Source organism: Chloroflexota bacterium (genome assembly GCA_026713825.1).
Taxonomy (GTDB): Bacteria; Chloroflexota; Dehalococcoidia; order Lucifugimonadales; family UBA1127; genus UBA1127.
On the sequence record JAPONS010000072.1, the window covers coordinates 1 to 21220 of the forward strand.

Annotated in this window: 20 protein-coding genes; 9 read left to right on the top strand and 11 right to left on the bottom strand. The window is 66.5% G+C overall.

From position 1 onward, the window contains the following. The 4 genes from OXC99_09120 to OXC99_09135 form a co-directional block, all read left to right on the top strand. The coding region (locus OXC99_09120; GenBank protein ID MCY4625140.1) for a DUF1998 domain-containing protein at nucleotides 1–1183 on the top strand (1183 nt) is incomplete at its 5' end. Between the two features lie 5 nt (nucleotides 1184–1188). Next, nucleotides 1189–2061, top strand: coding sequence for an alpha/beta hydrolase (locus OXC99_09125; protein ID MCY4625141.1), 873 nt, complete (start codon nucleotides 1189–1191; stop codon nucleotides 2059–2061). Nucleotides 2062–2191: 130 nt separating this feature from the next. Continuing rightward, the gene (locus OXC99_09130) at nucleotides 2192–2758 is read left to right on the top strand and encodes a hypothetical protein (protein ID MCY4625142.1); all 567 of its coding nucleotides are present in this window, start codon (nucleotides 2192–2194) and stop codon (nucleotides 2756–2758) included. Nucleotides 2759–3041: 283 nt separating this feature from the next. After that, on the top strand, nucleotides 3042–5738 hold the full coding sequence (locus OXC99_09135; GenBank protein MCY4625143.1) for an ankyrin repeat domain-containing protein: 2697 nt from the start codon (nucleotides 3042–3044) through the stop codon (nucleotides 5736–5738). A gap of 55 nt (nucleotides 5739–5793) precedes the next feature. On the opposite strand, the gene OXC99_09140 is transcribed toward OXC99_09135, so the two are convergent. Then, entirely contained in the window at nucleotides 5794–6621 is an 828-nt protein-coding gene (locus tag OXC99_09140; GenBank protein MCY4625144.1) for a TatD family hydrolase, read from the bottom strand. A gap of 183 nt (nucleotides 6622–6804) precedes the next feature. Here OXC99_09140 and OXC99_09145 point away from each other — a divergent pair, with 183 nt between their 5' ends. Continuing rightward, nucleotides 6805–8505, top strand: coding sequence for an ABC transporter substrate-binding protein (locus tag OXC99_09145; protein ID MCY4625145.1), 1701 nt, complete (start codon nucleotides 6805–6807; stop codon nucleotides 8503–8505). Between the two features lie 8 nt (nucleotides 8506–8513). Here OXC99_09145 and OXC99_09150 read toward each other — a convergent pair whose 3' ends face one another. Genes OXC99_09150 through pheS form a run of 5 tightly spaced genes read right to left on the bottom strand, consistent with a single transcriptional unit; the run spans nucleotide 8514 to nucleotide 14222 of the window. Next, nucleotides 8514–9002, bottom strand: a complete 489-nt coding sequence (locus tag OXC99_09150; protein MCY4625146.1) for an SUF system NifU family Fe-S cluster assembly protein — start codon at nucleotides 9000–9002, stop codon at nucleotides 8514–8516. A gap of 10 nt (nucleotides 9003–9012) precedes the next feature. Next, nucleotides 9013–9324, bottom strand: a complete 312-nt coding sequence (locus OXC99_09155; protein ID MCY4625147.1) for a non-heme iron oxygenase ferredoxin subunit — start codon at nucleotides 9322–9324, stop codon at nucleotides 9013–9015. Between the two features lie 35 nt (nucleotides 9325–9359). Then, on the bottom strand, nucleotides 9360–10709 hold the full coding sequence (locus OXC99_09160; protein ID MCY4625148.1) for a molybdopterin molybdotransferase MoeA: 1350 nt from the start codon (nucleotides 10707–10709) through the stop codon (nucleotides 9360–9362). A 4-nt stretch (nucleotides 10710–10713) separates the two neighbouring features. Next, a complete protein-coding gene (gene pheT / locus OXC99_09165; protein MCY4625149.1) occupies nucleotides 10714–13125 on the bottom strand; it encodes a phenylalanine--tRNA ligase subunit beta in 2412 nt (803 codons plus the stop codon). 26 nt (nucleotides 13126–13151) lie between these two features. Next, the gene (gene pheS / locus OXC99_09170) at nucleotides 13152–14222 is read right to left on the bottom strand and encodes a phenylalanine--tRNA ligase subunit alpha (protein MCY4625150.1); all 1071 of its coding nucleotides are present in this window, start codon (nucleotides 14220–14222) and stop codon (nucleotides 13152–13154) included. 168 nt (nucleotides 14223–14390) lie between these two features. Between pheS and OXC99_09175 the strand changes: the two genes are divergently transcribed. Both OXC99_09175 and OXC99_09180 read left to right on the top strand, forming a co-directional pair. Further along, entirely contained in the window at nucleotides 14391–14684 is a 294-nt protein-coding gene (locus OXC99_09175) for a type II toxin-antitoxin system RelE/ParE family toxin (GenBank protein MCY4625151.1), read from the top strand. Between the two features lie 11 nt (nucleotides 14685–14695). Beyond that, on the top strand, nucleotides 14696–15004 hold the full coding sequence (locus OXC99_09180; GenBank protein MCY4625152.1) for a HigA family addiction module antitoxin: 309 nt from the start codon (nucleotides 14696–14698) through the stop codon (nucleotides 15002–15004). Between the two features lie 13 nt (nucleotides 15005–15017). On the opposite strand, the gene OXC99_09185 is transcribed toward OXC99_09180, so the two are convergent. Beyond that, a complete protein-coding gene (locus OXC99_09185; GenBank protein MCY4625153.1) occupies nucleotides 15018–15869 on the bottom strand; it encodes a hypothetical protein in 852 nt (283 codons plus the stop codon). A gap of 87 nt (nucleotides 15870–15956) precedes the next feature. On the opposite strand from OXC99_09185, the gene OXC99_09190 reads away from it, so the two are divergent. Next, entirely contained in the window at nucleotides 15957–16751 is a 795-nt protein-coding gene (locus OXC99_09190) for a putative hydro-lyase (GenBank protein ID MCY4625154.1), read from the top strand. Next, nucleotides 16748–17602 carry a DUF4392 domain-containing protein gene (locus OXC99_09195; GenBank protein MCY4625155.1) on the top strand — a complete coding sequence of 285 codons (855 nt, stop codon included), beginning with the start codon at nucleotides 16748–16750 and terminating at the stop codon, nucleotides 17600–17602. The genes OXC99_09190 and OXC99_09195 overlap by 4 nt, the downstream gene beginning before the upstream one ends. Before the next feature lie 335 nt (nucleotides 17603–17937). Here the strand turns inward: OXC99_09195 and OXC99_09200 are convergent, their stop codons facing one another. From OXC99_09200 to OXC99_09215, 4 genes are all read right to left on the bottom strand, one after another. Beyond that, nucleotides 17938–18447 carry a GDYXXLXY domain-containing protein gene (locus tag OXC99_09200; protein MCY4625156.1) on the bottom strand — a complete coding sequence of 170 codons (510 nt, stop codon included), beginning with the start codon at nucleotides 18445–18447 and terminating at the stop codon, nucleotides 17938–17940. Next, complete coding sequence (locus OXC99_09205; protein ID MCY4625157.1) at nucleotides 18444–19685, bottom strand: DUF2157 domain-containing protein; 1242 nt, start codon at nucleotides 19683–19685, stop codon at nucleotides 18444–18446. Before OXC99_09205 ends, OXC99_09200 begins: the two co-directional genes overlap by 4 nt. Before the next feature lie 35 nt (nucleotides 19686–19720). After that, nucleotides 19721–20617, bottom strand: coding sequence for a hypothetical protein (locus OXC99_09210; GenBank protein ID MCY4625158.1), 897 nt, complete (start codon nucleotides 20615–20617; stop codon nucleotides 19721–19723). An 8-nt stretch (nucleotides 20618–20625) separates the two neighbouring features. Beyond that, a partial coding sequence (locus OXC99_09215; GenBank protein MCY4625159.1) for a sigma-70 family RNA polymerase sigma factor occupies nucleotides 20626–21220 on the bottom strand: 595 nt, incomplete at its 5' end.

The window sequence follows — 21220 nt, forward strand, 5'->3', positions numbered from 1 at the left end:
CCCCGGCTCCCCGGGCAGCGTCGCCAGCGCCTGGCAGCAGGCGGGCCGCGGCGGCCGTCGCGGCGAGGCCTCCCTCGCCGTCCTCGTCGCCCGCGACGACCCCCTCGACCAGTACCTCATGCGCCACCCGGAGTTCTTCCACGGCCGCCCCATGGAGCACGCCCTCATCGCGCCTGAGAACCCCTACGTGCTGGCCCCGCACCTGCTCTGCGCCGCCCACGAGCACCCCCTCACCCTCGGCGACCGCGCCTACTTTGGCGAGGACCTCCCCGCGCGCCTCGAGGAGCTCGTCGAGTCGGGCCACCTGCGCGCCTCTCGCGGCCGCTGGCACCTCGACCCCACCGTCGACTACCCGGCGCAGGACGTCCACCTCCGCTCGACCTCGGACCGCAGTTTCACCGTCGTCGACGGCACGACGGGCGCGCTGCTGGAGGCCGGCGTCGAGGCCTCGGCCGCCTACGCGTCGCTGCACCCCGGCGCCGTCTACCTCCACCAAGGCGAGCCCTTCCTCGTCACGGAGCTCAACGTCGCGGGCGAGACCGCCGTCGTCACCACGGCCCGTGAGCCCTACTACACCCAGTCGCGGGACATCACGGACATCCGCGTGCTGGACACCTACCGCCGCCGCACCGTCTCCGTGGACGTCCGCGTCTGCCTCGGCGAGGTGGAGGTGACGCGGCAGGTGGTCGCCTACCGCAAGCTGGCCCACTACACCGAGGCCAACCTCGGCGACGAGGTCCTCGACCTGCCCGCGCACCGCTTCCGCACGATGGCCCTCTGGTTCGAGGCCCCGCCCGTCACCGTCGAGGACATCCTCGACGGCAAGCGCGACCTCGCGGGCGGGCTCCACGCCGCCGAGCACGCGGCCATCGGCGTCCTCCCCCTCTTCGCCCTCTGCGACCGCGCCGACATCGGCGGTGTCTCGACGCCAATACACCCCGACACCGGCCAGCCCACGGTCTTCATCTACGACGGCTACCCCGGCGGCATCGGCATCGCCGAGCGCGGCTTCGAGGCCATCGAGGCCCTCTGGCGCACGACGCTGCAGGCCGTCGAGGAGTGCCCTTGCAGTGAGGGCTGCCCCGCCTGCGTCCAGTCGCCCAAGTGCGGCAACAACAACAACCCGCTGGACAAGGCCGTCGCGGCGGAGCTGCTGCGCGGCCTGCTCAACCTGCGGCGGTGACACAGGTGGCTGGACACGAGAACACGGGCCGTGGGACGCTGGAAGTACGCCGCGTCGCCGCGGGCGTAGGCATTGCCCTCGCCCTGCTGCTGGCGCTGGGCATCTGGGCAGGAGCGTCCGGCATGTTGGACCAGCACTTTCTCTATTTCCCAACCAGCGAGCTTATCGGCTCGCCGGCGGTCTACGGCCTCGACTACGAGGACGTCTACTTCGAGACGTCCGACGGCCGTCGCCTGCACGGCTGGTTCGTGCCCGGCGAGAGTGACGTCACCCTCCTCTGGCACCACGGCAACGGCGGAAACATCGGCTACCGCCTGCCGGACATTGACCTCTTCCACCGCGAGCTCGGCGTCAACATCCTCATCTACGACTACCGCGGCTACGGCCGCAGCGCGGGCACACCCTCGGAGGAGGGCCTCTACCGCGACGCCGAGGCCGCCCTGCGCTACCTGCAGTCGCGCGACGACGTCGACCCCACGAAGATCGTCTACTTCGGCCGCTCCCTCGGCGTGGCAATTGCCACCGAGCTCGCCACACGCCACCGCCCCTACGGCCTCATCCTGGAGTCCGGCTTCCCCTCCATCGAGTACATGTCGGAGATCGTGCGCCCGTGGCTCCCGGCGTGGGTCGTCCACCGCATCATCGCCGCCCGCTACGACACCGCAAGCAAGATCGGCGCCCTTGACGTGCCGATCCTCATCGTCCACGGCGACGCCGACGACACGGTGCCCCTCCGCGCGGGCCAAGCCCTCTTCGACGCGGCCAGTGAGCCCAAGTCCTTCTACACGGTGGAAGGCGCCAACCACGACGATATCTCGGAGGTCGGCGGCCGACAGCACATAGAGCGCCTGCGGGAGTACATTGCGGGGTTGGGGTAGGGGGCGTGTATTCCGGAAACGCGACATGCACATATCAGAACGAATGTCTTGCAAGGTGAGGCGGAACCGATACAATGGTGTATAGGGATACCTCAGGTGTACAAAATCAAGAACGATAGGGGAGAGTTCTATGGAGGGTCTTGCCAAACTCACGCCCTTCAAGATCTATCCTGCAATCTTGCCGCAATTTGGAATTATCCGGAGCCATAAGGGAATGCGGCACTTTACGAGGGTTATTCCAGTAGGTTCTGGCTATCCCATTACCCCACTGTGCGGTGAAAGGACTGGGCAAAAGATCAAGAAGTACCAAGTAGACGGATGTCTTTTCGCACCCTTTGAACAGAAATTTGCCATTCATCACGTGGATGATTTCTGCCAAGGCTGCAAAGTGCTTTTTCGTAATGCCTTTGGAGTCCGATTTGACCGCCTTCGTACTTTCATGATTCCTGAACGGTATCCAGGATGCCCGATAAACGAACAGTTTGCCTTAGTGGTCAATGAGCCAAGAGAGACAACCGATAGAATGAGGGAGGAACAAACCACCAGAACGGGCCGACCCCCATTGTACGGTTTTCTGGCTAGCTCAAGCCTGTTTGGGACCAGTAGCCTTTATCAAACTTGTTCAGACTATGTCGTCTGGGAATGCGACGATACCCAGGCGGCATTTATGCAAGGAACTCCTGAAGAGATCTTTTAACTTTAGCCAAGTTAAAGCGAATCTCGCACTCCCAGACAGTCTTGGCAACCCAGCCGAGTTCCCGGAGTTGTGCCTCACGGATTTCATCCCACTCCCTGTTAGAGGCCCGCGCGGGTGTTCAAGTCTCTCTATGCGATGAAAGGCGTGGGCCACGACGGCCTGCCGTCGGTCAGGGAAGGGATAGGGGCAACGTAGACAGCATAGTGGGCAAAAGGTAATCTTTGCGGACAAGCCATGATTGCACTGCCCTTGCTTTTTCTGAAGGGTGTGACGGAGAAGCCCAATGTCGGATGCCGGCATAGACCTTGATGCCTTAATCAAGATCATAAGTTCACTTCAAGCGCGTATACAACGCAACCAAGAGACCATCGGCGTGAACGAGACGCGTACGCGCCTGATGCTCATAGATCCTCTGCTCCAGGCGCTTGGGTGGGATGTGTCTGACCCCTCTCTTGTGATTCCTGAATACGCCGCCGCCGGCGGGGCGGCTGACTATGCTCTCTTGCAAATCGCGTCCGGGGACAAGGCGCAACCCATCGCCCTCCTTGAAGCCAAACGGCTGAATGGATCTCTGCCGGGCTATCGCGCACAGATGCTCAACTACGCCAACATGACTGGCGTCAGGTACGCCGGTCTCACCAACGGCGACCAATGGGAGTTCTATGAGGTCTTCAAGGAAGCGCCTTTGGACCAGCGTCGCATCCTGAACGTCTCGCTCCGACAAGAGTCCGCCTTTGAGTGTGCGGTCCAACTGATGTGGCTTCAATGGCCGACTCTGGAGACGGGGCGCCTACTTTCTCAGGATGAAGCTCAAGAGCTTTTGTTCAAAGCGATTAATGCAAAGGCGGCTCCAAGGGTTATCGCCATGTTGCTGGAGCGCGGGGCGGATTGCACGGTGGAGCTGAAAGACGGATCCACGCTCTTGCATTGGACTGCTCGAAACAGAGGGCCTGAGTTAGTGGAGGTGCTGCTAGAGCACGGCGGGGACATTGAGGGACGCGACGGCAATGGCATAACACCCTTGTTCCAGGCAATATGGAACCAGGATTCCAATGTTGCAAGACTGCTACTGGACCTAGGCGCGGACATTGAAGTTGAAGGCCCCGATAGCCGTAAGCTCCTTCACATGGCGGTGGCGTTAGTCAAGAATGTAGAAGTCACTGCCCTGCTACTGGATCGGGGCACAAACATTGAAGAAAAAGATCAACTCGGACGGACTCCCCTGAGCCTAGCAGCCATCAACAAGGATCCAGCGGTGGTGGAGCTTCTGCTGGCTCGGGGCGCAGACATTGAAGCAAGGGATAGTAAGGGCAGAACCCCCCTGCATTTAGGGGTGGAGTCGGAAAACACCGCAGTCGTTGCAGCGTTGCTAGACCATGGTGCGGACATTGAGGCGCGCGATTACGCGGGGTGGACACCCTTGACCATAGCGGTACACAACGACGCAGTTGACTTGGCCAGAATCTTGATGGGATATGGCGCTGATATCGAGACACCGATGGATTGGTATTGGGGGACGCTGACGCCCCTGCTTTGGGCGGCTTGGCAAAGGCGTGCTGATATGGTCGAGCTTCTGCTTGACCTTGGCGCTGACACCCAGGCGCGAGCTTCCGCCGACGATTCAATGACACCATTGCACTTGGCGACACGGTGGGGGAACGCTGAAATGGTCGCGCTCTTGCTGGATCACGGGGCGGACATTGAAGCGCGAACTAAGGAAATGAAGATTTCAGGAGAGACGCCGTTGCATCTGGCCGGGGGAGCTGGGGCAGGGCCAAGAGCGGTTGCTATTGCCAACATTCTCTTGGATCGCGGAGCCGATATACATGCCCAGGATGATGAAAGATGGACACCTTTACATACGGCTGTATTTAACGGGAGCACCGATGTTGTTGCCCTCCTCTTGGATCGAGGGGCCGATATAGAGGCAGGAGGGCATTGGGGGCCGACACCACTGCATACGGCCGTGCTGCGTTGGCACCCATGGACGAATGAAGTAGTGTCTCTTCTGTTGGATCGGGGAGCGGATATTGAGGCACCTGATCTATTTTCTTGGAGGCCGTTGCATCGGGCCGCGACATTAGTGCGCACAGAACTTGTCGAACTTTTGCTGGAGCGTGGCGCTGACGTTGCGGCGCAGGATGAGATGGGGGCAACACCACTACACAGAGCCGCGCGTCATGGAAATATGCGCAATGTTGAACTCTTGCTGGGTCATGGGGCTGATGTTGATGCACCAATATGGCGAGGGCTACTAGCGGGAGAGACCGCGTTGCATTGGGCGGTACGTGGGGCTTTCAATAAAGTACATACTGAAGACCACTTTGACCCTATGGTTATTCCTCGCTTAGTGGAGCATGGCGCAGACCTCTCGGCTAAGGATTGTCGGGGCTGGACGCCGTTGCATTCAGCAGCAGCCACCGGCGGGGAGCTTGCGGTCAATCTTCTGGTTAACTTGGGAGCGAAAATCCAAGCCCAAGACAACATGGGATTGATGCCTTTGCACATTGCGGCGCAGAAAAATGCCAACCCAGCGGTGATCGAAGCACTGATTAACGGAGGAGCTGATGTAATGACAAGAGCTGCTGGTGCAACTCCTCTGCATTATGCCGCATTTTCCAGCCAGTCACTTGAAGTCCTCACAATCCTTATGGACAATGGTGCGCTCGTCAATGTGTTAGCTGCTAATGGGAAAACGCCCCTGCATGCGTTGGCAGCGAGACAAGAAACCTTGCTTGGGGCCATTGAAACACTCTTGGCCCGCGGGGCATCAGTCTATGCACGAGATATGGATGGCAATACTCCGCTTCATACGGCAGTCACCGCGGGCGCTGAACCCCCGGTTATCGAGGTCTTGCTTGATCACGGGGCAGACCTCCGTGCTACAACTCGGGAGGGGAAGACACCGCGTGATCTTGCAGAGGAACGTGGGTCCGACCCAAGGGTGCTCCTAGCCCTGTCAACTGCAGCCAGACAATAGCGTGCCCACCGACTCCGTCTGCCCGCTCGCCCTGAGCTTGTCGATAGGCTGCCCCCTAACTCCCCACCAACCCCCGCACCGCCTCCACACGCCCCGGAGCCCCCGCCCGTTCACACATCGAGAGGAAGTTGGCCGTCGTGACCCGCTCAACCTCCTCCACCGGCACGTCCTTCAGTTCCGCCAGCTTCCGGGCGACCAGGGGCACGTCGCGCGGCTCCGTCCACTTGTTGCGACTGCCTTTGAAGGGTTGCGGGTACGTGTCCGTCTCCAGCACCATGTTCTCGAGGGGCAGCCCCGCCGCGATGGCCTGCAGGTCCGGCCGTCGCAGCAGCGGCTTGGCCATGGAGACGTAGATGCCCAGCTCCACGCATTCGCGGGCGGTGCGCTCGTCGCCCTGGAAGTAGTGCATGGCCCCGCCGACGCGCCAGCCCTGCTCCTGCCGCAGCACCTTCAGGGCTTCCATGTGCAGGTGCGGCTGGCCGGGGATCTCCCGCGAGTGGAAGATGACCGGCAGCCCAAGCTCCAAGGCGAGGCGTATTTGCGCCCGGAATGCCTGGTATTGCAGCGAGAGGTCCGGCGCGCCCCGGTCGAAGTCCAGCCCCGTCTCGCTGACGGCGACGACCTTGGGCGTGGACAGCGCGGCCTGCCGGAGCTGCTCGGCGCAGGCGGCGTCGACGGGGGCGGTCACGTCCATCGGGGGGATGCCCACCCCGGCGAGCAGCATCGGCGTCCGCCGCGCCAGCGCGACGCACGCCTCCGACGACGCCAGCGTCGTGCCCGCCAGCACGATGGCGCCGACGCCGGCGGCGCGGGCGCGATCCAGCACGCCGTCCAGCTCCTCCGGAGGGAAGTCGTCAAGGTGGGTGTGGGAGTCAACGTACATGGGTTGCACCGTCGCGTGTTCTTGGTGTCTCCGTTGGCCTAGTATATGCTATACGTCCGGCCGGGACGCTCAGCCGCCGGCCGTCTTCCCAGTCGACAACTCTCCTTCACGTCACCGTGGGACCCTGTGAGGCTTGGCAACGATGACCACTCGAACCCCCATACAGCCGCAGGACACGCGAGCATGATGCGCGCCGTCCTGCTCCTCGCCCTTGCCGTCCTCCTCGTGTCCGCGTGCCGCGAGATCAGTGAGACTGCGCCGTCGTCGACGGCCGGGCCCGTCTCGACGCCGCTGTCGCCCGCGACGCCCACCGCCCCGTCGACGCCCGAACCCGGCGCGGTCCTCTCCGCCACGCCCACGACTGCCACGCACCCGCCCTCGGCTGCTACCGCGACGCCCGTCAGCCAGCGCAGCGGGCGGCTTGCCATCGCGACACGCGTCGTGCTGGATGACCTGGACGTCCACCGGGCCTCCGCCCCGTCGCTGGCCGCCTTCGGGCCGGGCATCGTGTACAGCCGCCTGCTGCGGTTCGCATCCGGGCCGGACGTGCGGACGCCGAGCCTCGCCCTGGAGTGCGACCTGTGCGAGTCTTGGGTGTGGGAGGACTCGGCGACGCTGCGCGTCACGCTGCGGCAGGGCGTGCGCTGGCAGAGCGCCGCGCCCGTCAACGGCCGGGCCCTCTCGCCGCACGACGTCACAGCGAGCCTGATGCGGCAGCGGACGGCGGGCTGGCCCCACGCCGGGCTGCTGGCCAACGTCGCCTCCGTCGCGGTGCGCGGCAACGACGTGGTCTTCACCCTGCGATCGCCGGACGCCGACTTCCCCCTTGCGCTGGCGGACGGGCACACCAAGGTGCTGCCTTCGGAGCTTGCCGCCATGGACGACCTTGGCGTGGGGCCCTTCATCGGCACCGGGCCATGGGTCATCGGCGAGGTGCGTCCAGACCACCGCTACACCTTCACGCCGAACCCCGCCTACTTCGAGCCGGGCTTTCCCCTGCTCGAGAGCCTCGTCATTCGCGTCCTTCCCGAAGACGACGTTCGCGGCGCCGCCTTCCTGACCCAGTCGCTGGACGTGGACGAGGTGACCCCCGAGTACTTCGAGACCTACCGGGAGCGCAACCCGCAGGCCGGCTTCGTCCGTTACGAGCCCCCCGGCGGCGGCTCCGAGCTTGCCCTGAACGTGAACGACCCCGTACTGCGGGACCCGGCCGTCCGGCGGGCCCTCTTCATGGCGCTGGATCCCTGGTCGCTGAACAGCCAGGTGTGGCACGGGCTCGCGGAGGTCACCGGCGGCATGCCGTCGCCCTCACCCGACTGGCGCCTGTCCGAGGCCGAGTTGCGTGGCCTCCTCGCAGACCCCGTAGCCGCGAGGGAGCTGCTCGAGTCTGCCGGTAGCCCACCGACGACGCTGGAGCTGCTTGTGGCCGACTTCGGCGACCGGCACCTCACCTACAGCCGCGGCATCCACGAGCAGCTCAGGCAGATTGGCGTCCGGGTCGAGGTGCGCGACCTGAACCCGCAGGAGTACGCCGACCGCGTGTGGCGGCAGGGCGACTTCCAGGCCTACCTGGGACCGCTTCCGCCGATGAACGCGCCCAACAGCTACCTGATCGGCCTGGTGCGGAGCGGCTCTGCGGGCAACAAGACGGGTTACGGGACCTCTGCGCTCGACGGGCTGGTTGACGCGCAGGCGGGGGAGCTCGACCCGGCGGTGCGGCGCGGCATCGCCCGGGAGGCGGCGCTGATGCTCCTGGAGGAGGGGGTGCGCTTCACGCCCGCGGCGCAGGCGCAGGTGTGGGGTTGGTGGCCGAGGGTCAAGGGGCTGCACGTGAACTTCGCCAACCGCGAGTACCACTTCTGGTCCCGCGTATGGGTGGAGTGAGCCGGGGACTATGGGGCGTAGGCGCTCAGGCTCTGGTCGAGCGCCCACCAGGCCAGCAGCGCGCACTTGACGCGCACGGGGTAGCTGCGCACCGCGACGAGCCCCGTCAGTTCGCCCAGCAGCGACTTCTCTCCGTCGTCCATGGCCTCGCCGCGCATCATGCGGGTGAAGAGCGCCGAGAGGTGGAGCGCCTGCGCCGGCGTCATTCCCTGCACCGCCTCCGACATCAACGAGAGCGACGCCTGGCAGATGGAGCACCCCGCGCCCTCCGTGCCGACGGGCGAGAGGACGCCGCCGGTGAGCCGGGCGCGGAAGGTGCACTCGTCGCCGCAGAAGAGGTTGACCTCGGTGGCATCCACGTCGGGCGCGTCGACGGGGGAGCGGTTCCGCGGGTTGCGGTAGTGGTCCATGATGAGCGCCTGGTTGGCAGCGCTGATGGCGCCCCATCCCACCGCGGTGGGGGCCTCAGGGGAGCCGTCCTGTTCCTTATCGGCCATGGGCGCCCCGCTACAGCTCGACTTCCACGTCGCCGTCCTGCATCCGGACGGGAAAGCACTCGACGTCCATCACGGCGGGCAGCGTGAGCGCCTTGCCGTTGCGCACGTCGAAGTAGGCGAGGTGGCGCGGGCACTGGATGCGGAACCCGTCGAGGGCGCCCTCGCCCAGCGGCCCGTCGTCGTGGGTGCACAGGTTCTCGATGGCGTAGAACTGGCCGTCCACGTTGCAGACGGCCAGCGACGCCTTCGGCAGCTCCACGGCGATCGACGTGCCCGGCGCGACGTCGCCGACCCTCGCCACCTTCACAAACTGTCCCGGCATGTCGCTCCTTCTCTCCTACCGGCGTTGCCGACCGCCTACACGGCGGCTTCCTCGGGCCAGTCCAGCATCTGCACGTCGGCCTCCGACCCCGCGGGCATCTCGTCGAGATCCTCGGGGCAGATGGCGAGGCCGTTGGCGCGCGCCATGGACGTGAGCAGGTTGCTCCCCTGCGGCCCCGTCAGCGACGCCCACCATTGCCCGTCCTCCCATGTGACGATGGCCCGGGCGTACACGCGCCGCCCGTCTGTGTTGATGATGGGGTCGCGCAGCGTCGCCCGCACCTGCGGCTTGGCAAAGGTTGTGCGGCCCAGCATCTTGAGGATGGCCGGCCTGCAGAACTGCTCGAAGGCCACGAGGGCGCTGACCGGGTTGCCCGGCAGGCCGATGTGCGGCACCCGGCGTCCCTGAGGGGCATGGAGCACGCCGAAGGCCAGGGGCCGCGCGGGGCGCATTCGCACCGACCAGAAGGCGATCTCGCCGTTCGCCGTCAGCACGTCCTTGATGAAGTCGTAGTCGCCCTTGGATACGCCCGCGGTCGTGATGAGCATGTCCGCCGCGATGCCCTCGCCGAGCTTGCGCGCCGTGTCCTCCAGCGTGTCGCGGGCGATGCCGAGCATCCACGGCTCGCCGCCGTAGCGCCGCACCGCCGCGGCAATGCTGAAGCTGTTGGAGTCATAGATCTTGCCGCCGCCGGGCGCTTCCCCGGGCGCCAGCAGCTCGTCGCCGGTGGAGAGAATGGCGATGATGGGCCGCCGCAGCGTGGTGACCCGCTGCCGCCCCACGGACGCCAGCACGCCGATCTCGCCGGGGCGGAGGACGTCGCCGCGGCCCATGAGCCGCTCGCCGGTGCGCAGGTCCTCGCCGGCGGGCCGGACGTTGGCGCCCAGAGGCGCTTCCTGCAGGATGCGGATGCGGTCGAGGGCGTTGCCGGACGCCTTGCGCTCGACCTCGTCCGTGTCCTCGAAGGGCACGACGGCGTCGGCGCCGGGCGGAATGGGCGCGCCGGTCATGATGCGGATGGCCGTGCCGGGTTGCAGGTCGCGGTCGGGCAGCGCACCGGCCTGCACGTAGCCGATGACCGGCAGCTCGCGTGGGTCGTGCCGGCCCGCGCCGGCCACGTCGGCATGCCGCACCGCGAAGCCGTCCATGGCCGAGTTGTCGAGCGGCGGCAGGTCCAGCGGCGAGGTGATCTCCTCGGCGAGGGTGAGCCCCAGCGCCTCGGACAGGTCGACGTCCACCGGGCCCATCGGCGAGACGTAGGAGAGGATCTTCTCCAGCGCCTCCTCCACGCTCAGCATGTCCTCCTGAACGCTGCTGTGGTGGTGATGGGCGTGGTGATGCTCGTGATGCCGGTGGTGGTCGTGATGTTCGTGGCGCTCTGTCATCTTGCTACCCCTGCCGATGGATGGCGCCGAGCTCCCGCTCAAGGCGCGACAGGAGCCGGTCCATCGTGCGCTGCACCTCTTCCGCCGTCAGCGTGCGGTCCTGCGCCTGTAGCGACACGCGGTAGGCCAGCGAGCGGACGCCCGCGCCCACCTGCTCGCCAGCGTAGACGTCGAAGAGGGTGGTGCGCACGACGAGCGGGTGCTGCTCGATGATCTCCTGCACTCGCGATGCGGGCACGTCCATGCCGACGACCAGCGCCAGGTCTCGCAACGCCTCCGGGTACACCGACGGGCCGCGGAACCGGCGCTCGGCCTGCGGCACGACGGCCGTCAGCGCGGCCAGGTCAACCTCGAAGTAGACGGCGCCCTCGCCGCGCACGTCGAAGGCGTCCAGCGCCTCCGGGTGCACCTCGCCGAGCTCGCCGATGCGCTCGCCGCCCGCCGTGACGGCGGCGGCGCGACCGGGGTAGTAGAAGGGGTCGTCCAGCGGCTCGAAGGACGGCGTGACGCCGAGCCGGTCGCACAACGCCTCCAGCACGCCCTTGGCGTCGTAGAAGCCCGCCGCCACCTCAGCCGCGGCCCACGAGACCTGCGCCCCCGCGCCGCTGAGCACGCCTGCCGCCTTCTGCCGCTCGTTCGGCAGGCCTTCGCCGTAGAAGATGAACTCCACCCCCACCTCAAAGTACCACTGCGGGACGCCCTCATGGCGCTGATTGGCCGCCAGCGTGCGCAGCAGGCCCGGCCGCAGCGACGTGCGGAGGCACTCGTGCTCCGAGCTGATGGGGTTGAAGGCGCGCATGGGTGGCGCGGGCGGGTCGGCGCCACGGAAGGCCAGCTCAAGCGCCTGCTCGCTCACCATGGAGTAGGTGATGATCTCCTGCATGCCGATGGACGCCAGCAGGTCGCGCACCTCTTCCTTGACCGACTGTGCCGTGTCCGGGGTGCTCAGCGGTATGGGCGTCGCGAGGGGCGCAGTCGGAACATCGTCATAGCCGATGACGCGGACCACTTCCTCGACGAGGTCGTCCGCGATGGTGATGTCCGCGCGCCACGGCGGTGCCTCGGCCTCCAGCGCGTCGTCGCCGACGAGCCGGCACGCGATGCCGAGGGAGGTGAGCGTCCGAGCCGCCTCTGCCATGGGCACCGTCACGCCGAGCACCTTCTGCATGCGCTCGGCGGTGAGGGTGATGGTCTGCGCCTCGGGGCGGTCCGGGTAGACGTCGATGATGCCCTTGGCCGCGACGCCGCCTGCCACCTCCATCATGAGCTTCATGGCGCGGCGCAGCCCAACCGGCGGCAGGCCCTGACGCCAGCCCTTCTCGAACCGCAGCGACGCCTCCGTGCGCAGCTTGAGCTCGTCCGCCGTGCGGCGCGTGTTGAACGGGTGGAAGCTGGCGGACTCCAGCAGGATGGTGCGCGTCTCCTCCGTGACCTCCGTGTTGGCGCCGCCCATGACGCCGCCGAGGCCGACGGCCTTCTCCGGGTCGGCGATGACGACCATCGGCGGGGCGAGCTCACGCTCGACGCCGTCGAGGGTGACGTGCTTCTCACCGGGCCGCGCCTGGCGCACGATGATGCGCCGATCGGCGACCTTGTCGAAGTCGAAGGCGTGGAGCGGCTGGCCTGTCTCCAGCATGACGTAGTTGGTCACATCGACGATGTTGTTGATGGGACGCTGCCCGGCGCGGGTGAGCCGCTCCCGCAACCACTCGGGCGACGGGCCGATGCTGATGCCGGTCAGCAGGGCGCCCGTGTAGCGGGCGCACAGCTCCGGGTCTGCGATCTCGACGGTTGCCTGCTCCTCGATAGGCGGGCCGTCCTCGGGGTACGCGGCGTCCGGCTCGGCGACCTGCGTGCCGGAGAAGGCGGCGACCTCACGCGCGACGCCGAGCATGGAGAAGCAGTCGGGCCGGTTGGCGGTGACCTCCAACTCGAGCACCGTGTCGCCGAGGTAGTCGGCGAGGGGCGTGCCGGTGGGGGCGTCGGCCGGCAGCACGAGGATGCCGTCGTGCTCCTCGCCGATGCCGAGCTCCAGGACGGAGCAGATCATGCCCTCCGACGTGACGCCGCGGATCTTGGCGGCCTTCAGCGGCTCGACCTTGCCCGAGTGGGTATTGAAGAGCGTCGCGCCAACCTTGGCGAAGGCGATCTTCTGCTCCGCCGCGACGTTGGGCGCGCCGCAGATCACCTGCAAGCGCTCCTCGCCGATGTCGACGGTGCAGAGGCGCAGCCGGTCCGCGTTTGGGTGCGGCTGGATGTTCATGACGTGGCCCACGTAGCAGTTGGTCCAGCCGCCGATCTGCTCGACGCCGCCCACCTCGATGCCGGCCATCGTGAGGCGGTGCGCAAGCTGGTCGACGGGCGTCGTCACGTCGACGTAGGCCCGCAGCCAGGACAGCGGGACGTTCATTGCCATGTGAGGACTCCGGTCATGGTCTCTCCCTAGAACTGCCGCAAGAAGCGGGCGTCGTTGCTGTAGAAGTAGCGGATGTCGTCGATGCCGTGCTTGAGCATGGCGATGCGCTCCACACCCATGCCGAAGGCGAAGCCGGTGTACTGCGTGTGGTCAATGCCGGACATGTCCAGCACCCGGGGGTGCACCATGCCGGCGCCCATGATCTCGATCCAACCGCTGCCCCGGCAGATGCGACAGTCGGGAGCGCCCGCGCCGTCGCAGCTGAAGCAGTCGATGGACATGTCCACGCCCGGCTCCACGAAGGGGAAGAAGTCGCAGCGGAAGCGCACCCGCCGCTCGGAGCCGAAGAGCAGACGGGCGAACTCGTAGAGCGTGCCCTTCAGGTTGGCGAAGGTGATGCCCTCGTCGACGGCCAGCCCCTCGACCTGCGTGAAGTGCCACTCGTGCGTGGCGTCCGTGGCCTCGAAGCGGTAGACGCGGCCGGGCACGACGACGCGCACGGGGGGCTGCGTCGCCTCCATGATGCGCGCCTGCATCGGCGACGTGTGGGTGCGCATCAGCAGTTCGCGCTCGCCGTCGGCGTTGGTGTGGTCGAGCCAGAGCGTGTCGAACATGTCCCGCGCTGAGTGGCCCTTGGGGATGTTCAGCATGCCGAAGTTGTAGTGGTCGAGCTCCACCTCCGGCCCCTCGACGACCTGGAAGCCCATGCCGGTGAAGGCGCGGGTGATCTCCCGCATGGTCTGTGTGATGGGGTGCAGCCGGCCGAGAGCGGGGCGCCGGCCCGGCAGGGTCACGTCGAGGCGGCCCTCCTGCGCGGCCTGTGCGAGCTTGGCCGACTTCAGCTCCTCCGCCTTGGCCTCGAACTGGGATTCCAGCAGCGTCTTAACGTCGTTGGCCTGCACGCCGACAGTGCGACGCTCCTCGGCCTCCAGCGTGGCCATGGTGCGCATGATGAGGGTGAGGCGGCCCTCGCGGCGGCCGAGGTAGGCGATGCGCCAGGCCTCCAGCGTCGCCTCGTCCTCGACGCCGTCGAGCTCGGCCACGGCGACGGTCCGGATGTTATGCAGGGTGCCCAGAATCTCGGGTGCGGTGGTCATGCGGTCCTTTGCGGGCGCGGCGGGTGCCCCGACGTTCAAGGGGAATTCGGGGGGCAGCGGGCCGCCACAGCTACGGTATCGTAGCTCGCATTATACGTGACACGCGTATGGACGGGCAAATAATATGCACGTTTGACGTTAATAACGCAACGCGTTATTATCCATCCTGTGGAGAGCTTCCGTGCTGAAAGGTTCAAGGATGACGACGCGAGGCGCCTCTATGGTGGAGAGACGGTGCGTCGCCTGCCCCCGGAGATTCAACGGCGTGCACGGCAGAGGATCGAGGCGCTATTGGCAGCCGAGTCCCTCAGGGACCTCAGGTTTCCGCGTTCCCACAGGTTGGAAGGTCTAAGGGGCGAGCGGGCAGGACAGTTCAGCATCCGCATCAACGATCAGTGGCGCGTCTGTTTTGTATGGACTGAGCAAGGGCCAGTGGCGATAGAGATTGTGGACTACCACTAAGGAGAGCGGCGATGCGTATTGAACCTATACATCCCGGCGAGCACTTGTCGGAGATCCTAGAAGACCTCGAGATCTCCCAATACCGTCTAGCGAAGGCGATGGGTGTGCCCGCAGTACGGGTGAACGAAATTGCCCACTGCCGCAGAGGGATCACGGCAGATACGGCGTTGCGCCTTGGCCGGGTTCTCGACATGACGCCGGAGTTCTGGATGAACCTGCAGCAGAGGTATGACCTGGAAGTCGCGCGTGCCGCCACGGATGTGAGTGGGGTGAAACGGCTGGTGGACGTCGAGCCGGTGGAGGTCACAGCGGCAACGTAGATTCCGTTCCCCACTACCTCCTCCCCAGCAGGCTGCCGGGTTGGCATTGGCGGCAGTAGTCTGTGCGGTGGCCGTTGCTGGTGATGTGGGTGAGTTTGGCGCCGCACGATGGGCATGCTTCGTTGGCGCGGCCGTGGACTTTCAGGTGGTCGCGGACCTTGCGGTGGATGGTGTCGCCCATGCGCTCGCGGAGGAGGGGGACGGCGTCGGCGGGGACGCGGTAGACGGCGTCGTGGAGGGCGGCTAGCTCGGCGGGCGAGAGCGAGGTGCGCTTCTTGAAGGGGTAGATGCCCGCCGCGAAGAGGACCTCGTCGGCGTAGGCGTTGCCGATGCCCGAGACCGCGCCGCCGCGGGTGAGGACGCCCTTGATCTCGCCGCGGTAGGGCTTCAGCCGGTCGGTGAAGGCCGCCAGTGAGAGGGGTTCGTCCAGCACGTCGGGGCCCTGCTCGCCGAGGCGCGCGGCCTGCGAGAGCTGCTCCGGCAGCACGTAGTAGACCATCCCCATCTGGTCGTCGTCCGTGTAGCGGAGCTGCGAGCCGTCGGACAGGGTGAGCGACAGGTACGTGCGTGCCGAGACCCGCTCCGTCGGGGCGCAGCGCTGGAGCGCGCCGCTGAGCATCGGGTTCACCACGAGCGTCCGCCGCTCGCCGTCGGCGCCGCCGGACAGCTCGATGCCGAGGAACTTGCCGCGGCGCCAGAAGGCGTCGAGGGTGCGGCCCTCGATGTCCTCGGCAAAGCGCTCGAGCGGGGCGGCGAGGCTGCGCAGGACGATGGGGCGCAGGGCCTCGGCGCGCGTCACCGAGAGCCCGGTGAGCGTGCGCTCCAGGTACTCGCGGACGACGTAGAGGTCGGGCGCTTCAGGCATACGGTCTCCTTGCGCCGTGCCTTGCGGCGCGGTGGTAGTGTAGTATCATGCCCTGCAATCCGAAAGGGCGCTAAAGGAGCGTCGACCATGACCACATTGCTGCCAGAGACCTCGCCGAGGGCGGTGCGGGAGCGCATCCGCAGCGGCGAGTGGACGCGGCCCACGGCGGGCCTCGCGCCGGGGCGGGTGCAGGCGAATCTGGTGTCGCTGCCGCGGGAGCAGGCCTTCGACTTCCTGCTCTTCTGCCAGCGCAACCCGCGCCCGTGCCCGCTGATCGAGGTGATGGAGCCCGGCGTCGCCGAGCCGTTGGCCACCGCCCCCGGGGCTGACATCCGCACCGACCTTCCTTCCTACAATGTGTACCGCGAGGGTGTGCTGGAGGCCACCGTGCCGGACGTCCTCGACTACTGGCGCGACGACCTTGTCACCTTCCTCATCGGGTGCAGCTTCACCTTTGAGACGGCGCTGGCGTCGTCGGGGGTCCCGCTGCACCACGTCGAGGCGGGGCGCAACGTCGCCATGTACAAGACCAACGTCGCGACGACGCCCGCCGGGGTCTTTGCCGGGCCGCTGGTGGTGTCCATGCGGCCTGTCCCTCGCGAGCAGGTGGTGAAGGCCGTGCAGGTGACCTCGCGGTTCCCCAACGCGCACGGGGCGCCGCTGCACGTCGGCGAGCCGGCGGCGCTCGGCATTCGCGACCTGGCGTCGCCTGACTACGGCGACCCTCCCCTCATCCTCGACGGGGAGACGCCGCTGTTCTGGGCGTGCGGGGTGACGCCGCAGGCGGTGGCGGTCGCGTCGAAGCCGCCCTTCATGATCACGCACGCCCCGGGGCACATGTTCATCACGGACCTTCGGGACGAGGATATCGCCGCGCTATGAGCACGATCGAGGACATCATCCTGCGGTACGACAAGCGGGGCATGACGCCCCTGCGTCCGCACCTGCCCGCGGACTATTGCACCCGCGCCGCCCGCTGCGTGCTCGACGCGCCCGGCCGGGCGCTCATCGCGACGGGGTTCTACATCACCCGCGCCGGGGCGACGGAGACGGACGGCCCGCCGGGCGCGTACTTCATCGGCAAGGCGCTCGAGGCGCTGGGGCGACCCGTCACCTACGTGACCGACCGGCTGACGACGCCGGTCTTCGACGGCATCGTCGCCGCGGAGGACGTGGTCGACTTCCCCTTCGCGGACGCAGAGGCGAGCGAGGCCTTCGCGGTGGACCTGCTGGAGCGGCTGCAGCCGTCGGTGGCCATCGCCATCGAGCGGTGCGGGTTCACGGGGCCGGGCCGCTACCTGAACATGCGGGGGCAGGATACCTCCGAGCACCACGCCAAGCTGGACTACATCTTCATGCATCACGACACCACCGTGGGCATCGGCGACGGTGGCAACGAGATCGGCATGGGCAACCTGGCCGAGCAGATCCCGTCGGTGGAGCAGCTGCCGAACGAGCCGTGCGTCACGACAGTGTCGGAGCTGATCATCGCGAGCGTGTCCAACTGGGGCGGGTATGGGCTGGTGGCGGCGATGTCGCTGCTGGCCGGGCGCAACCTGCTGCCGTCGCCGGAGCAGGAAGAGGACATCATCCGCGCGATGGTGGACCGGGGCGCCGTCGACGGGGTGGCGTCCGCGCCGGTGTACGGCGTCGACGGGTTCACGCTGCAGGAGAACCGGCGGACGCTGGAGGCGCTGCACCGGCTGCTCGCCGAGCACGGCGTCGGCGAGTAGGGCGTCGGTCCCCCGCCGCGCCTGGGCCGAGAACACCCGAGTCCCGCTGATTCGTTTGGTCATCGTCTTGCGCCCTCCGTAGCTGCCGAGGAGGTTGTTTCCCATTTGTTTTGTAGCGGCCGTGTCGCATTTCAGATTCAAAACAGATTTTTTGCAAAAACACCTCCGGATCCGGTGAGCCGTGCAACCAGCGGCCAACGGCGCGACGGCGTGATAGGGGTGGGTCTGGCGGCCTGGTGGAGACGGTTGTGTGCGTGTTCCATGCGGGGAGGGTAACGGGGGCGCCGGCGTTCGCGCGAGGGGCTTGTGTCAGGGTGGGGGGCGGTGGGGGGCCGCTACTCGTCGCGATCCGGGTCGAAGGGCTTGCCGTCCACGAGGACTTCCTTGATGACGGCGTTGCCGCCGCTATCGACGCTGACCACCACCTTCACGTCCTCGGCGGTCTCGATGATGCGGCCCGTCCCCTCCGGCACGAAGTATGTGCCGATGCCGAAGTCGAGGTGGCCGGGACGGTCGATGCGGCCCTCGATGAAGACGTCGCCGACACGGGAGGGGAGCACTTTGCCGTATATCGCCGCCTTCCAGAGGCCCCCTTCTTCCCTCAACGAGACGTAAACGGTCTCGCCTATTGGATCGTCTTCCATGAAGGACGGCAGACCGGCGATTTCGTAGTCGAGTATGGCGTAGTCGCCCTGGAGGAGGGAGCGCGGGTCGACGGGGACGGTCTGCAGCACGACCTCCGTGCCGGTGCGCAGGGCGGCCTCGCGCACGCCGATGAAGCCGATCAGGAAGACAAGCTGTGCGGCGACAGTGACCCAGAAGGCGATGCGCACCCACGGCTTCATGGTTCGCCCTCCCTCTCGCGCATGGCGGCGAGCATCCGGCGGCGGCCGCGGTCGAGGAGGTAGCCGCCGGCCAGCAGGACCACACCGGCGCCGAAGAACACCAGCGAGCTATCGAGCAGGTCAATCGAGTACTCGAAGTAGCGAGTGATGACGTAGAGGGCAATCAGCGCGAGGGAGAGGTTGACGCGGCCCTCGTTGTCGTGCAGGTAACCGGAGGCCATCAGGCCCAGCGCCGAGAGGGCGAACAGGGCGTTGAACACGATGGGGTAGAACGGGTCCCAGTCGACGGGCGCCAGGCCCGCCGTGTGGGCGACGGCCAGCAGCACGGTGATGGCGGCGACCTCGGCGAGCTCCACCGGCGACCGGCCGCCTCGTTGGGCCCGCCACCACGCCAGCCACGCGGTCACGGCGATGGCGACGGCCGAGGCGCCGTAGGCCAGCGCCCAGTAGCCGAGCCTCGCCTCGCCGATGTCATCGACGTCGCGAAAGAGGTCGTGGAAGGTGAGTATGTAGAGCGCGGCGAAGGCGGTGACCAAGCCGAGCGCCTGGAAGAGGCCGCCGGCGGATTCCCAGCCCTCGAACAGGCCCTTGGCTTTGCCAATGACGTAGAGGAACGCGCCGAGGGCGACGTAGAGGGCAAGTCCCGCGATGGCCGACTCCGACCCGTCCAGACGGTCCAGCCAGTCCTGCTGCCGGAAGGCCACGGCGGCCAGGAAGAGCACGATGGCGAGGAATATGACGGGACGGGAACGGGTGACGCAGGCCAGGGGCGCGACGCCCAGGAACCAGAACAGCGAGAGGTTGGGGTCGTTGACGGGGACGTGGTAGATCTGGCCGATGAGGTGCACTCCGGCCCCGTAGATGATGCAGCCAAGCAGCACGAAGGCCACGGCATACGGGGTGAGGCCGGACCGCTGCCAAATGGCGTAGCTCGCGCCGTAGGAGAGGAGCACGCCGATGATGAGAGACGCCAGCTTGACGCTCCGCGGGATCTCGTCCCAGTTGGCGGCGAAGAAGGTGATGACGCCGAGGCCGATCAGGATGCCGCCCAGGATGGACAGCCCGGTGACGAGGCCCTGCCGCCTGCGGGACGTCTCATAGCCCGGCTCGTAGTCCGGGTAGCGGGCAAGGATTGCCTGCCCCTGCTCGGCGGTGACCGTCCCGTCCGCCTGCCACGACGCGACTTCCTCTCGCAGGCGGGAGACGAAGCGGTGGTTGTCGGCGTCGAGGGGTGTCATTGGTGGGTAGGTTACTGCATTAGGGGGCGGGGATGCTATCGGGTGGGGGTGGGCGTAGGAGAAGCGACAAATGCCCAATAGTCCTCTAGGTACGCGGTGGCGCTCCTAATAGTAGCATCCAGGCCAGACTCGTTCGAGAGAGTGATTCTTGCGTCTGAGAGAGCGTCTCGCTCTACGTTCGGCCAGTGACCGTGAAAGTCCTCAGGGGGGATGATGTTCTCGGCAAACAGTGCCCATCGCCAACTCCCGACAACCTCGCGCTGTGCATAAGAGCCGGGCAGCACCTCTGTAAAGAACGCCTCTTTGTCGACGGTAGAAAGGTAGGCCTCCCATTCCGGAAGCTGCCCCTCCGCCAAGTGGGCCCTGAACTGTGCTACCCGGTCCGCAATTTCGGCATCGTCAGCGGAATGGCCTGCGGCAGTGGCAGCCGTGAACAGAGCCCGGTTGAGAATGGCTGAAGCGAGCACGACAGTGTCAACGCCGTGTTGCTCAATGAGTTCAATTCGTGGCCCCATTAACTCACGCAGACCAAAGCTCTCGGGTATAGGGCCATCTTCGTTACTGGTCATACGAACTTCGCCGGACGCCAGAGTTGTCCCTTCAGGCCCGATACGAAACTCACTGTCGGGTACAACACGAGAGAGTGCATCTCTCATATGCTCCAAGTTCATAGCAACCTGGGCGCGCCCTGCTGCCATGTCGGCTGCCGTGATGGGGAGTCCGTTGACACAGGCCACGATTGTGGAGCTCCCGCTGAGCCTAGCTCCTCCGCTAAGTGCCCACTCACCCTCGGCTTCTCCAACATAGGCCCCAAGGCACTCGGCGTCACCCTGAGTACACGCTACGACCAGAACTATGCTCAGGCCCACTATCGAGCCCACTGCAACCGGGGCGAGACGGACCAGAAGCGTGTTCCGCATCGTGGCGGGCACTGCTGCCCCTACTCCAGGAAGTCGCGGAGCTTGCGGGAGCGGGTGGGGTGGCGGAGCTTGCGGAGGGCCTTGGCCTCTATCTGGCGGATGCGCTCGCGGGTGACGCCGAAGTCGCGGCCGACCTCCTCCAGCGTGCGGCTGCGGCCGTCGATGAGGCCGAAGCGGAGCTCCAGCACGCGACGCTCGCGCTCGCTGAGGGTGTTGAGGACGTCCTCGACCTGCTCGCGGAGGAGCTGGTAGGCGGCGGCCTCGATGGGGGCGAGGGCGGCGCGATCCTCGATGAAGTCGCCGAGGTGGGAGTCCTCCTCCTCGCCGATGGGGGTTTCGAGGGACACGGGGTCCTGGGAGATGCGGAGGATCTCGCGGACGCGCTCCGGGCTCTGTTCGAGGGACTCGGCGAGCTCCTCGTTGCTGGGCTCGCGGCCGAACTCCTGGATGAGGCGGCGCTGCTGGCGGAGGAGCTTGTTGATGGTCTCGACCATGTGGACGGGGATGCGGATGGTGCGGGCCTGGTCGGCGATGGCGCGGGTGATGGCCTGCCGGATCCACCAGGTGGCGTAGGTGCTGAACTTGTAGCCCTTGCGGTAGTCGAACTTCTCTACG